This window comes from Pseudomonas sp. GW822-FHT04H02 (assembly GCF_058800645.1).
Map to the genome: position 1 here is coordinate 976,923 of NZ_JBXAMM010000004.1, position 12,180 is coordinate 989,102.

The following is a 12,180-nucleotide window of genomic DNA, read 5'->3' on the forward strand; positions in this document are numbered from 1 at the left end:
ACAGGGGCCACTGATGCGTTGCGTGTCGCATGGGCGCATCAGCCCCGGCCTTCGACAGCGGCGACAGGAGTGCAGTGCATGCAGATATCCCTCGACCAGCAGGTAGCCCTGGTCACTGGCGCCAGCTCCGGCATTGGCGCCGCCACCGCAATCGCCCTGGCGGCGGCCGGTGCCAGCGTGGTGCTCAACTACAACTCCCAGGCCGCGCCGGCCGAGCAGTTGGCCGCGCGGATCAATGCCGAAGGCGGCCGGGCCATTGCCATTGGCGCCGATGTGGCCGATGAGGCCCAGGTCGAGGCGCTGTTCGCCCAGGCCATCGAGGCCTTTGGTTTTCTCGACATCCTGGTGGCCAATTCCGGCCTGCAAAAGGATGGGCCGGCCGCCAGCCTGAGCCTGGACGACTGGAACCGGGTGATCGGCGTCAATCTCACCGGGCAGTTCCTCTGTGCTCGCGCGGCGCTGAACATCTTCCAGCGCCAGGGGGTGCGCGCCGGGGTGTCCAAGGCGGCGGGCAAGATCATCCACATGAGTTCGGTGCACCAGTTGATTCCCTGGGCCGGGCACGTGAATTACGCGGCTTCCAAGGGCGGCGTGGACATGCTGATGCGCACCCTGGCCCAGGAAGTCAGCCAGCAGCGGATCCGCATCAACGGCATCGCCCCGGGGGCGATCCGCACCGCCATCAACCGCACCGCCACCGAGGGCGCGGCAGAGCAGGAACTGCTCAAGCTGATTCCCTACGGCCGGGTCGGCGACCCCGAGGATGTGGCCAATGCCGCGCTATGGCTGGCCTCGGACGCCTCCGACTATGTGGTCGGCAGCACCCTGTTCATCGACGGCGGCATGAGCCTCTATCCGGAGTTTCGCGGCAATGGCTGAGCAGCATCCCACGGCACAACGCCCCATCGACGCCCACGGCATCATCGGCGACATGCGCAGCGCCGCCCTGGTCGACGACCAGGGCAGCATCGACTTCTTCTGCTGGCCGGAGTTCGACAGCCCGAGCATCTTCTGCTCGCTGCTGGACTCCCCCGCCGCCGGGATCTTCGAACTGGCACCGGTGCTGGCCGACGCCCGGCGCCAGCAGATCTACCTGCCCGACAGCAACGTCCTGCAGACCCGCTGGCTGGGAACCGAGGCGGTGGTGGAAGTCACCGACCTGCTGACCATCGACGACGACCCCGAGCAGCTGCCGCTGCTGATCCGCCGGGTACGGGTGGTCAGCGGCCAGGCCACCCTGCGCCTGCACTGCGCGCCGCGCCTGGACTATGGGCGGGCCGCCACCGGGGCACGACAGGAAGGCGACTCGGTGTGCTTCGAAGCCCCCGGGCAGCCCGGGCTGCGCCTGCTGGGCGACCAGCCGCTTTACCTTGAACGGGACTCGGCGCGGGCCGAGTTCGTGCTGCAACAGGGCCAGGGCGCCGAATTCATCCTCGGTGGCGTCGACGATCTGCGGGTGCGGCACGGCGATAGCGAGCTGCACCTTACGCGCACCCTGAAGTTCTGGCGCGACTGGATCGGCCAGTCCAACTACCGCGGCCGCTGGCGCGAGATGGTCAACCGTTCGGCCCTGGCGCTGAAACTGCTGACCTCCAGGCGCCATGGCGCGATCCTCGCGGCGGCCACCTTCGGCCTGCCGGAAAGCCCCGGCGGCGAACGCAACTGGGACTACCGCTACACCTGGGTACGCGACGCCTCGTTCACCGTCTACGCCTTCATGCGCCTGGGTTTCGTCGAGGAGGCCAACGCCTACATGGGCTGGCTGCGGGGCCGGGTCAGCGACTGCCATGGGCAACCGATGAAGCTCAATATCCTGTACGGCATCGACGGCCGCCAGGAGTTGCCGGAGACCGAGCTTGGGCACCTCTCCGGGCACGGCGGCGCGCAACCGGTGCGCATCGGCAACCAGGCCTACGACCAGGTGCAGTTGGATATCTTCGGCGAGCTGCTGGATGCGGTGTACCTGGTGAACAAGTACGGCGAGGCCATCTCGCACGAAGGCTGGAAACACACGGTACAGGTGGTGGACCAGGTCTGTGACAGCTGGCAGAGCAAGGATGTGGGCATCTGGGAGATGCGCGGCGAGCAGCACCACTTCCTGCACTCGCGGCTGATGTGCTGGGTGGCGGTGGACCGCGCCATCCGCCTGGCCTCCAAGCGTTCGCTGCCGGCCCCCTTCGCCCGCTGGGACCAGACCCGGCAAGCCATCTACGACGATATCTGGAGCCGGTTCTGGAACCAGGAGCACGGGCATTTCGTCCAGCACATCGGCAGTACCGCCCTGGACGGTTCGATGCTGCTGATGCCCCTGGTGCGCTTTGTCAGCGCCAAGGACCCGCGCTGGCTGGCGACCCTGGATGCCATCGAAAAGAGCCTGGTGCGTGACGGCATGGTCTACCGCTACCGCAATGACGACAGCCAGATCGACGGCCTGGCCGGCACCGAAGGCGCCTTCGCCGCCTGCTCGTTCTGGTACGTCGAATGCCTGGCCCGGGCCGGGCGCCTGGAGCAGGCGCACCTGGAGTTCGAGCAACTGCTGCGCTACGCCAACCCCCTGGGCCTGTACGCCGAGGAGTTCGACAGCCACGGCCGCCACCTGGGCAACACGCCCCAGGCCCTGACCCACCTGGCGCTGATCAGCGCGGCAAGTTTTCTCGACCGGCGCTTGAGTGGCGACAAGAGCGTCTGGCAACCTTGAGCCCGGCCCCGGTGCTGACACCGGGGCGTTCTTCCCTTGGTGCCCGACAGAAATGGAACTCGCCCCATGCCCGACTCGCCGATCATCGCCGTGATGATCCATGCCGCCGACTGGCGTGCCGCCACCCATTGGTACGCCCAGGCCTTTCCCCAGGCCCGCCGGGTGCTGCACGAGCCGGATGATTTCGGCCATTTGCAGCTCGCGGGCCTGTCCCTGGAAATCGTCCCCTGCGACGCCAAGGTCGGCCAGGGGCCGGCGGGCACGGTGGTGTACTGGCAGGTCGCCGATCTGCCCGGCCAGGTGCAGCGCCTGACCGGGCTGGGTGGGCGCCTGTATCGCGGGCCCATGGTCATTGAAGGCGGCGACTCGATCTGCCAGGTGCAGGACCCCTGGGGCAACTGCATCGGCCTGCGCCAGCCGGCCCGTTTGGGGCAAGCGTCATGAACCAAGTGCTGCTGATCATCGACGTGCAACCCTGCTTCAACCCTCCGCAGTGGCTGGTGGACGGCATCAACCGCCTGCTCGGGCGCATGCCCTCGGTGGCCACGGTGGAGCGCCATGATGAAAGCCGCACGCCCTTCGCCCGGCAACTGGGCTGGCAGCCGGCGGTGGATGACCAGAGCCTGGTGGCCGCCGACAAGGTCTTCATCAAGCACGGCTACGGGCCGACGACGGAGATTCTCGAGCACCTCAAAAGCCTTGCCCCCGAGCGTGTGCTGGTGTGCGGTATCCAGACCGACACCTGCGTGCTGGCCGCAGGTTTTGCCCTGTTCGATGCCGGCTTGCAGCCGACCCTGCTCACCGACCTGACCGTGGGTTCGTCCCTGGACCGCAGCGGCGGCCTGGGCATCGACCTGTGGCGGCATCACTTCAAGCACCTGGCCCGCAGCGACGAACTCTAGGGGCCGGCTTGCGGGCCCCTTCGCTGGCAAGCCAGCTCCTACAGCCCTCAGGTGGCAGCGCCGTTGCGTAGGTGCCGGCTTGCCGGCGAAGGCAATCTTGCGGGCCTCTTCGCTGGCAAGCCAGCGCATACAGCCCTCAGGTGGCGGCGCCGTTGCGTAGGGGCCGGCTTGCCGGCGAAGGCGATCTTGCGGGCCACACAGCGCTAGAGTCCGCATTCGCGCTCCCTCACCAGGCCCCTCATGAGCTTCACCGGCGGCCTGCGCTGCTACGTGCACATCAAGGGCCCCGAACCGTAGGGCCACAGTTCCCTGGAAGACATCCGCCGGCTGCTGGCGCGACGCCCACGGGCTGCATGCCGCTAAGGCTTGAGGACAGCACGCAAGTTTTGCGCTAGCTTTTCCCGGCCCACCGGATCCGGAGTCGTCATGCCCAGCCCAGCCTCCCTGCACCAGGTCAGCACCCCCAGCCTGCATATCGCCTATGAGGAACATGGCCCGCGCAGCGCCGAACCGGTGATCCTGCTCCACGGTTTTCCCTACGACCCGCGGGCCTACGACGAGATCGCCCCGCCGCTGGCCGAGCGCGGCTATCGGGTCATCGTTCCCTACCTGCGGGGCTACGGCCCGACGCGCTTTGTCAGCGAGCAGATCATGCGCTCCGGGCAGCAGGCGGCCCTGGCCCGGGACCTGCTGGAACTGATGGACGCCCTGCACCTGCCCCAGGCCACCCTCGCCGGCTACGACTGGGGTGGGCGCGCCGCGTGCATCGTCGCGGCGCTGTGGCCGCAGCGGGTCAAGGGCCTGATGAGCGCCGACGGCTACAACATCCAGGACATTCCCCGGGCCATCGAGCCCCGGGCGCCGGAGACCGAGCTGCGGCTGTGGTACCAGTACTACTTCAATACCCAGCGCGGGGTGGACGGCCTGACGGCCAACCGCCGGGAATTCTGCGAGCTGTTGTGGCGCCTGTGGTCGCCAACCTGGAAACAAGGGCCGGGGCTCTATGGCCTGAGCGCGCCCTCTTTCGACAACCCGGACTTCGTCGCGGTGGTGATCCATTCCTACCGCCATCGCTTCGGCTATGTGCCGGGCGACCCGGGCCTGGAAAGCATCGAGCGGGCGCTGGAGGCGCAACCGCCGATCCGGGTGCCGACCATCGCCCTGTGCGGCGCTGACGACGGCGTCGGCCCGGCCACCGAGCCGGACCCCGATGTCGGTCTGCTCAGTGGGCCCTATCAGCGGCGGATCCTCCCGGGGATCGGCCACAACCTGCCCCAGGAAGCGCCGCAAGCCACCCTCGACGCGCTGCTGGAGTTGCTCGGCAAGCCCTGAGATGGGCACCGGCGCACGCCATGGGCCGGAAAAAATCGGTACACTTCGCGGCCTCGATCCCCCCACAGGACATGGAATGTTATCTGTCGCCGCTTCTCCCCGACCCGGCCTGCGCCGGGCCCTGGTGCTCTGGCTGTATGCCGTCGGCGCCGGCCACCTGCTGGCCGGGCTGCTGCTGACCTGGGCCGGCCACAGTGGCCTGTTCAACGATTACCTTGCGGGCATCGAACAGGCCTTCTGGGGCGCCGCCGCGCCGGCACCGGCCCGGGCCCAGCAGATCTGGTGGCTGGGGCTGTTCGGCGCCACCCTGCAAAGCTATTCGCTGTTCCTGCTGGGGCTGGTGCACCTGGGCAACCGCCTGCGGGCCCCTGCCGCCTGGGCCTGGCTGATGGCCGGGATTGTGCTGTGGGCGCCCCAGGACATGTGGCTGTCCTGGCAGATGAACATGACCGCCCACCTGTGGATCGACAGCTTCGCCCTGCTGGTGCTGCTGCCGCCGTTACTGTGGCTGCAGCGCCACGACCGCCGTACCTCTCGTCTTCCCTCGTAAAAGGACTTCACCATCGTGGCTGATTTGCCAATCCTGCAGTGGGCTATCGCCCTGTTGCTCGCCCAGGGCGTGCTCGGCGCCCTGGATACTCTCTACCATCACGAACTCACCGTGGCCCTGCCGCAGCGTCACAGCGCCCGCAAGGAACTGAGCATCCATGCCCTGCGCTCGTGCTTCTACGGCGTGCTGTTCATGGGCATCGCCCACCTGGCGTTCCAGGGCATCTGGGCCCTGGTGATCGCCCTGCTGTTCGCCCTGGAAATCGGCCTGACCCTGTGGGACTTCGTGGTCGAGGATCGCAGCCGCAAGCTGCCGGCCATCGAACGCATCATGCACACCGTGCTGGCGATCAACGCCGGGGCCTTCTTCGCCCTGTACGGCCTGCAACTGCTGGAATGGTCACGCCTGCCCAGTGCCTTGAATCCCATCGACCTGGGCTGGCAGGGCTGGGCCCTGAGCCTGTTCGCCGTGGGCGTCACCGCCTCGGGCATCCGCGACGGCCTGGCGGCGCTGCGCCTGCAACGCCAGGGCCAGGGCGCCAACCCCTTTGCCGGTGGCAGCGGCAAGCGGGTGCTGGTCACCGGTGGCACCGGTTTTATCGGCGAGACCCTGGTCAACCAACTGCTGGATGCCGGGCACACGGTCAGCGTGCTGGCCCGGGACCCGCTGCGCGCCGCCTACCTGTTCGACGGTCGCGCCCGTTGCCTGCGCTCGCTGAGCAAGCTGGGCCACGGCGAAGCCTTCGACGTGATCATCAACCTGGCCGGTGCCCCGGTGGCCGGGCCGCGCTGGTCGGCCAAGCGCCAGGCGCAACTGCTGGCCAGCCGGGTCGGCACCACCGAAGCCCTGCTCAACTGGCTGCAACACGCCCAGCACAAGCCGGAGCTGTGGATCCAGGCTTCGGCCATCGGCTTCTATGGCGTGCGCGACGCCAGCCAGAGCCTGGATGAAAACGCCGAGCGCGGCGAAGGCTTCATGGCCGACCTGTGCGCGCGCTGGGAATCCTCCGCCGAACCGGCTACCCGCTTCGGCGTGCGCCAGGTGGTGCTGCGCCTGGGGATCGTCTTCGGTCCCGGCGGCGCCCTGAAGCCATTGCTGATGCCCTTCCATTTCGGCTTTGGCGGACGCATGGGCGATGGCCGGCAGATCATGAGCTGGGTGCACCGCGACGACGTGTTGCAGGTGATGGCCCGGGCCATGAACGACCCGACGCTGTCCGGCACCTACAACATGGTGGCGCCGGAAGCGGTGAGCCAGGGCACCTTCGCCACTACTGTCGGCAAGGTGCTCAAGCGCCCGGTGTGGCTGCACGTGCCGGCTGCGCCGGTACGGGCCCTGGCCGGGGAGATGGCCGAGCTGTTCTTCGATGGCCAGAAGGTAGTGCCGGCGCGCCTGCTGCAGGCCGGCTACCGCTTCCGTTACCCGACCCTGGACGCCGCCCTGCGCGACCTGACCTGAGCTGAGGAATGCCCATGAGCAAGCCCCTGTTGTACCTGCTGGCGGGCAATGGCAGCGCCGCCGACTGGTGGGACGATGCCCTGCCGCACTTCCAGCGCTATCAGGTGCAGCCCCTGGAGCTGCCGGGGTTTGGCGACAACCCGCTGCCGCCCTGCCAGGACCTGGGTGAATACGCCGAGGCCCTGCTGGGCATGACCGAGCCGGGCCAGGGGATTGTCGCGGTGGGGGTCAGCGCGCTGATCGTGCTGCACGCCTTGCAGCGCCGCCCGGGGCACTTCTGCCGCAGTGTGCTGTTGTCGCCGGTGGGGGCCTTTCTCTGGCAACGGCGCTTGCCGGCGCTGATGTCGCCGCTGCCCGCGCGCTTGCTGATTCACGGCTTGCTCAGCCATAAACCGACGTGGTTTGCCGGCAAGTTCTCGCGCCAGCCGTGGAGCCAGGAGCAGTACCGGCGCATGGGCGCCGGCTATGGTCGGTGCCGGGCCTTCGTACCGCTGTGGGAGCAACTGCGGGCCGATACCGCGCTGCCGCTGCTGGAGTGGATCAAGGACCCGGTGCAACTGGTCTGGGGCGACCAGGACCGGCTGCTGGGGATTGCCCAGGCCGCAGCCTGGTCGGCCATCCTGGCCCGGGCCGACCTGCGGGTCAGCCTGCGGCCGGGCTGGGGCCATTACCCCTGGATCGACCACCCCGCCGAGTTCGTCGCCTGGCTGGAATCCGCCGACAACGGCTTCGTCGCCCACACCAAGGGCGGCCGCCTGCGCCTGGCGGAGCTGGCCGGCCAGCCGGTGCCCAGCGCCCTGTCCCTGGACAGCGCCATCGACCCGCAGCTGCCGGCCCTGCTCGCCAGCCAGCCTGCGGCGCTGTGGGCGGTGCGTTCCTCCAGCTACGGCGAGGACCAGGCCGACTCGGCCAATGCCGGCTTGAGCACCACTTACCTGCGGGTGCCCAGCGAGCAAGTGCCCGGGCGCATCGGCGAACTGCGCGATGCCGGGGTCGAGGAAGTGGTGGTGCAGCGCTTTATCCAGCCGACCCTGTCGGGGATCGCCTTCGTCCGTCACCTGGCGGTGGAACTGGAGTGGGTCGAGGGCCATCTGGAAAGCCTTGCCGACGGTCAGGTCAGCCCGCAGCGGGCGATCCTTTCACGCCTGGGCGCGGCCTGGGAAAGCGGCCATTTCGCCACCACCCGGGGCCTGAGCGCCAGCGCCCTGTGGGATTTCCTGCAGGGGGTGCTCAAGACCTTCCACTACGTGCCCGGTGATGTGGAATGGGCCTGGGACGGCCAGCAACTGTGGCTGCTGCAGTACCGCCCCATCAGCGACTACGGCTGGCGCCGGCACCTGACCGCGGCCAATATCGCCGAGATCCTGCCACCGCAACCCAGCCGTTTCGTCGAGTACGGCCAGCGCCGGGCGGCGGCGAGCATTCCGGCGATCATGGCGCGCTGGGACGCCCGTGTACTGCAGGACAACGAGCCCTTCACCGCAGTGTTCGGCGGTGCTTCCTATATCAACAATGACCTGTTCCTGGCGCGCCTGGCCGACTGGGGCCTGCCCTCCTCCAGCTATGCCGGCGAGGTGGGCGGCGCCACCCCGCAGCTGCCCTTGCGGCCCCTGCGCCTGTTGCGCTCGCTGCCACGGTTCCTGCGCATGCAGCACATCGCCCGCGGCCACCTGCTGAGCCTGGAACCGGGCCTGCGGCGCTTCGACCGGGAACTGGCGCAGTTGCACGCCGCCGGGGCCGACGGCCAGCAACTGGCAGACTGGTTCAGCCGCTTCTATGTGTTCGTGGTGCAGGGCAACCTGTGCATCGCCACCGCCCTGGCCAGCAGTGGCGGCGCGCTGCTGGGGCGTCCGCCCACCGCCTACGACAACCTGGACAACAGCCCCCATCGCCTGCCCTGGGAAACCGACCCAGGCACCCCGCGCCCGCAGTGCGCCGAGTTGCCGTTGCAAGCCTTCCCGCACTGGAGCCCGGCCATCACCCTGGCCCACCGCCTGGGCTTGCCGGGCATGCGCGGCTATTACCTGCAAGTGCGCGAGTGGTACCGGGACAACCTGATGCGGATCTTCTTCCGCCTGCACCACGCCGTGCCCGAGGCTGATCGCGGCTACTGGTTCGCCCCCCATGAGCAGGTGCGCAACCGTGGCGGCAGCTTCTGGCAGGACGGCCGCGAAGGCAGCGAGCAGGCGGCGGGGTTCATGATCTACCCGGGCCAGGTCCAGGGCGTGCTGGGGGTCGACATTCTGCTGGAGGACACCCTCGACCCCGGGCGCCATGCCCACTATCAGCAGGCCCGGGCAGTGATCGCACGCATGGGCGGGCGCCTGTCCCACGGTTCGACCCTGTTGCGCGAACTGCGCAAGCCCTCGGCGGTACTGCCCCAGGTAGACCCGGCCTGGATCGGCCGCGAAGTGCTGTATGCCGACGGCCAACTGAGCCTGGTAGAAGGCTGAAACCCGCGCTCAGGGCTGCGCAATGCTGGCGAAGCGTTCGCGGTAGGCCTGGGGCGTCACGCCCAGGGCCCGCAGCACGCTGCGACGCAGGGTTTCCTCGCTACCGAAACCGCACTGGGCGGCGATGCGCTTGATCGGCAGGGTGCTGTCGGCCAGCAGGCGCCGGGCGCATTCCACACGGATCAGTTCAATGGCCCGGGCCGGGGTCTGGCCGGTGTCGCCGCGGTAGTGACGGACGAAACTGCGCTCGCTCATTCCCGCCTGCTCGGCCAGCACCGGCACCGTCAGTTCGCGGTCCAGGTGCTCGGCGATCCAGGCGTGCAGCCGGTCGAAACGCCCACCCTGGTTCTGCAGCGACAGGGTTACGCTGAACTGCGACTGGCCCCCCGGGCGCTTGAGAAACACCACCAGTTGCCGCGCCACTTCCAGCGCCACTGCGCGCCCCAGGTCGGCCTCCACCAGGGCCAGGGCCAGGTCGATGCCGGCGGTGACCCCGGCCGAGGTCCACACCGGGCCATCGTTGATGAAGATCGGATTGGCCTCCACCTGCAGCCGCGGATATTGCTCGGCCAACTGCTCGCAGCGGGTCCAGTGGGTGACCACCCGGCGCCCGTCCAGCCAGCCGCTGGCGGCCAGCAGAAAGGCCCCGGTGCAGACCGACGCCACCCGCCGTGACGCCGCAGCCCGGGCCGCCACCCAGGCCACCAGTTCAGGATCACGGGCCGCCTCGTAGACGCCCCAGCCACCGGCAACGATCAGGGTGTCGCAGGGCTCTTGCGGCAGCGGCAGCGGCTCGGCCAGCAGCGCCAGACCCGAGGAGCTCAGGGTCGCCCCGCCCGGGCTGGCAATCACCCGCGGGTGGTAGGGCAAGGGCAGGCCCAGGCCGCGGGCCCGGTCATTGGCCGAGGCGAACACCTGCAGCGGCCCGCTGACATCCAGCAACTGGGCATTGGCGAAGGCCAGGACAAACACGTTTTTCGGCGCAGTGGGCATGGTTGGCGTAAATCGAGGGCTGGTTGGCGTATGCGCCAAATCCTAGAGCGCTAGAGTCAAGCCGTCCACTTCATCGACACAAGGAACAGGCAATGGCAGTGCAGATAGGTTTTCTGTTGTTCCCCGAGGTCCAGCAACTGGATCTGACCGGTCCCCACGACGTACTGGCCTCGCTGCCGGATGTGCAGGTGCACCTGATCTGGAAGGAGCCGGGGCCGGTGGTGGCCAGCTCCGGGCTGGTGCTGCAGGCCACCACAAGCTTCGCCGACTGCCCGCCGCTGGATGTGATCTGCATCCCCGGCGGTACCGGGGTCGGGGCGCTGATGGAAGACCCGCAGGCCCTGGCGTTCATCCGCCAGCAGGCCGCCCGGGCGCGCTACGTGACCTCGGTGTGCACCGGCTCCCTGGTGCTCGGCGCCGCGGGCCTGCTCCAGGGCAAGCGCGCCACCACCCACTGGGCGTACCACGAACTGCTGGCGCCGCTGGGGGCGATACCGGTGCATGAGCGGGTGGTGCGTGACGGCAACCTGCTGACCGGCGGCGGTATCACCGCCGGCATCGACTTCGCCCTGACCCTGGCCGCCGAACTGTTCGACGCCGCCACCGCGCAGCGGGTGCAACTGCAACTGGAGTACGCCCCGGCGCCGCCGTTCGAGGCCGGCAGCCCGGATACCGCGCCGGCCAGCGTGGTGCAGCAGGCCCGCCAGCGCGCTGCGGATTCGCTGCACAAGCGCCGGGAAATCACCCTGCGCGCGGCCGCGCGGCTGACAGCCGGCTGAGCTTTCAGGCACGGCGCACCGGGCCCTGGCGGGCATTGCCCAGCAACTGGGTGATGGCGCCATCGCCATAGGTGCGCTCGACCCTGGAAATCACCACCTGATAACCGGCGTACCAGCGCCGGTACTGGCGCTTGGCTTCGATGTGCCTGGGGTGGCTGGCAAAGGCCTGGATCGAGGCTTCGTCCTCCCAGTAATAGCTGGCGTTGATCAGCCCCTGGTCGGCGCTGGTCCAGGATTGGGCGCCGACGAAGCCCGGCAGGCTGATGGCAATTTCGTCGATCAGCGCACTGAGGCGGTGGAACTCCTCGTCGCGCTGGCCCGGCTGGTAGATAAAGGCGGCGATGTACATGGTCAAACTCCATTGGCTGATGAATCAGAGCGGACGCGCCAGCAGCGCCAGGCGCAGGGCCAGGGCCAGCAGCACCGCCGCCAGCAGCCAGGATTGCCAGCGGGCCAGCCGCGAATCGCTGCCGGGCAAGCCACGGCGCAAGGCCGCGCCGAAGATCCCCAGGCTGGTATGGAAGACCCCGCTGACCAGGGTCAGCAGCAAGCCCAGGACCACCAGTTGCACAGCGATGCTGCCGTGCTCGGGGCGCACGAACTGCGGCAGGAACACCATGAAGAACAGCAGCGCCTTGGGGTTCAGCAGGCTGTTGCACAGGGCCCGGACAAACACCGTGGCCAGCGGCACCCGGGGTGTATCGGCAAGGTCCAGGCCCCCCCGCTGGCCCAGGGCCTTCCAGGCCAGCCACAGCAGGTAGGCAACCCCGGCATAGCGGATCAGGTCGAACGCCGGCGGCCAGTTGGCCACCACGGCGGTGACGCCCGTGGCCGTGAGCAGGGTCAGGCCGATATCCGCTGCGCCGATCCCCAGCCCCGATGCCACCCCACCGCGCCAGCCATAGGCTGCGCCGTGGCTGATGACAAAGGCCATGTTGGGTCCCGGCGACAGCAGCAACAGCAGCACGGCGCCGAGGAAGATCGACAGGGTGGAAAGGTCCGGCATGTGAGCGCT

General features: G+C 68.7%; 12 protein-coding genes. 9 read left to right on the forward strand and 3 right to left on the reverse strand.

The genetic code is table 11. The features are described 5' to 3' along the window. Positions 1-78: 78 nt before the first annotated feature. From AC1RMG_RS21705 to AC1RMG_RS21740, 8 genes are all read left to right on the forward strand, one after another. Positions 79-879 (forward strand): glucose 1-dehydrogenase, encoded by an 801-nt coding sequence (locus AC1RMG_RS21705; RefSeq protein WP_011062381.1) that lies wholly within the window; start codon positions 79-81, stop codon positions 877-879. After that, on the forward strand, positions 872-2,698 hold the full coding sequence (locus tag AC1RMG_RS21710) for a glycoside hydrolase family 15 protein (RefSeq protein WP_065363171.1): 1,827 nt from the start codon (positions 872-874) through the stop codon (positions 2,696-2,698). Before AC1RMG_RS21705 ends, AC1RMG_RS21710 begins: the two co-directional genes overlap by 8 nt. 66 nt (positions 2,699-2,764) lie before the next feature. Then, positions 2,765-3,142, forward strand: a complete 378-nt coding sequence (locus tag AC1RMG_RS21715; RefSeq protein ID WP_011062383.1) for a VOC family protein — start codon at positions 2,765-2,767, stop codon at positions 3,140-3,142. Continuing rightward, on the forward strand, positions 3,139-3,600 hold the full coding sequence (locus AC1RMG_RS21720) for a cysteine hydrolase family protein (protein ID WP_011062384.1): 462 nt from the start codon (positions 3,139-3,141) through the stop codon (positions 3,598-3,600). Before AC1RMG_RS21715 ends, AC1RMG_RS21720 begins: the two co-directional genes overlap by 4 nt. 426 nt (positions 3,601-4,026) lie before the next feature. Further along, complete coding sequence (locus AC1RMG_RS21725) at positions 4,027-4,932, forward strand: alpha/beta fold hydrolase (RefSeq protein ID WP_493170224.1); 906 nt, start codon at positions 4,027-4,029, stop codon at positions 4,930-4,932. 76 nt (positions 4,933-5,008) lie between these two features. Then, positions 5,009-5,482 carry a hypothetical protein gene (locus tag AC1RMG_RS21730; protein ID WP_015636431.1) on the forward strand — a complete coding sequence of 158 codons (474 nt, stop codon included), beginning with the start codon at positions 5,009-5,011 and terminating at the stop codon, positions 5,480-5,482. A 15-nt stretch (positions 5,483-5,497) separates the two neighbouring features. Beyond that, positions 5,498-6,940, forward strand: coding sequence for a TIGR01777 family oxidoreductase (locus tag AC1RMG_RS21735; protein WP_019094101.1), 1,443 nt, complete (start codon positions 5,498-5,500; stop codon positions 6,938-6,940). A gap of 14 nt (positions 6,941-6,954) precedes the next feature. Further along, on the forward strand, positions 6,955-9,393 hold the full coding sequence (locus AC1RMG_RS21740; RefSeq protein WP_493170226.1) for an alpha/beta hydrolase: 2,439 nt from the start codon (positions 6,955-6,957) through the stop codon (positions 9,391-9,393). Positions 9,394-9,402: 9 nt separating this feature from the next. On the opposite strand, the gene AC1RMG_RS21745 is transcribed toward AC1RMG_RS21740, so the two are convergent. Continuing rightward, complete coding sequence (locus AC1RMG_RS21745; RefSeq protein ID WP_493170228.1) at positions 9,403-10,386, reverse strand: GlxA family transcriptional regulator; 984 nt, start codon at positions 10,384-10,386, stop codon at positions 9,403-9,405. 92 nt (positions 10,387-10,478) lie between these two features. Here AC1RMG_RS21745 and inhA point away from each other — a divergent pair, with 92 nt between their 5' ends. Next, a complete protein-coding gene (gene inhA, locus AC1RMG_RS21750) occupies positions 10,479-11,165 on the forward strand; it encodes an isonitrile hydratase (RefSeq protein ID WP_493170230.1) in 687 nt (228 codons plus the stop codon). Positions 11,166-11,169: 4 nt separating this feature from the next. Here the strand turns inward: inhA and AC1RMG_RS21755 are convergent, their stop codons facing one another. Then, on the reverse strand, positions 11,170-11,514 hold the full coding sequence (locus AC1RMG_RS21755; protein WP_011062391.1) for an antibiotic biosynthesis monooxygenase family protein: 345 nt from the start codon (positions 11,512-11,514) through the stop codon (positions 11,170-11,172). Positions 11,515-11,538: 24 nt separating this feature from the next. Further along, positions 11,539-12,171, reverse strand: coding sequence for a LysE family translocator (locus tag AC1RMG_RS21760; RefSeq protein WP_220223050.1), 633 nt, complete (start codon positions 12,169-12,171; stop codon positions 11,539-11,541). Between the last annotated feature and the right edge of the window lie 9 nt (positions 12,172-12,180).